At 59.9% G+C, this 294-nt stretch carries 1 pseudogene; it reads left to right on the top strand.

Features of this window, described 5'->3' with window-relative positions:
* A pseudogene (locus AB3X94_RS42075) lies at positions 1-294 on the top strand (IS5/IS1182 family transposase); the annotation flags it as partial.

Below are 294 nucleotides of genomic sequence, written 5' to 3'. Positions count from 1 at the left end.
TGGGAAAGGCACTGCGCACCCTGCGCTCGCGGGTGGGTCGGGTCATGCGCGACGTCGAACGGCAACTCGACACGGTGGTTGATAACAGGCGAGCTGAGCTGCAGGAACTGATTGCCCGCACGAAGCGAATCCTGACGCAGAAGACGAAGGACAAAAATAAGCTGTATGCGCTGCACGCACCGGAAGTTGAATGTCTGGCGAAGGGCAAAGTTCGTACGCCGTACGAATTCGGCGTCAAGGTGTCGATCACGACGACGCATCGGGAGGGACTGGTGGTAGGTGCCCGCTCGATGC

Origin of the sequence: Paraburkholderia sp. BR10923 (genome assembly GCF_040948765.1) — a bacterium.
In the GTDB taxonomy this organism is placed as follows: domain Bacteria; phylum Pseudomonadota; class Gammaproteobacteria; order Burkholderiales; family Burkholderiaceae; genus Paraburkholderia; species Paraburkholderia youngii.
This window is presented reverse-complemented; position numbering and strand designations above follow the sequence as displayed.